General features: G+C 60.4%; 1 pseudogene. It reads left to right on the top strand.

Annotated elements, in window-relative coordinates:
* Nucleotides 1-568: pseudogene (locus tag ACFHNC_RS24740) on the top strand (integrase core domain-containing protein); the annotation flags it as partial.

Genomic DNA, 568 nt, shown 5'->3' with positions numbered 1-568 from the left:
TCTCGCGGCTACCCGACGTCGAAGGGGACAAGCCGATGCGGCAGAAGTTCAAGCGCTATCCCATCGGCTTCTTTCACATCGACATCGCCGAGGTGCAGACGTCCGAGGGGAAGCTCTATCTCTTCGTGGGCATCGACCGGACCGCCAAGTTCGCCGTCGCCCACTCGTCGAGGTGGCTGACAGGCGAACCGCCTGGGAGTTCCTCCAGCACCTCCTCGAAGTCGTGCCGTACAAAGTCCACACGGTTCTCACCGACAACGGCATCCAATTCGCCGAGCAGCCAAGAAACCGGAACACTATCTACTCCCGGCCCATGCGCTTCGACATGATCTGCGCAGCGAACCAGATAGAGCACCGGCTAACCAAGCCCAACCACCCCTGGACCAACGGCCAGGTCGAGCGGATGAACCGCACAATCAAAGACGCAACCGTCAGGCGCTTCCACTACGACAGCCACAATCAACTGCGCACGCACCTCGCAGACACTCATGGCAGCCTACAACTTCGCCCGCAGGCTCAAGACGCTCGGCGGTCTCACCCCCTACGAATTCATCTGCAAAGTCTGGAC

This window comes from Falsiroseomonas sp. E2-1-a4 (genome assembly GCF_051433165.1).
Taxonomy (GTDB): Bacteria; Pseudomonadota; Alphaproteobacteria; order Acetobacterales; family Acetobacteraceae; genus Falsiroseomonas.
This window is presented reverse-complemented; position numbering and strand designations above follow the sequence as displayed.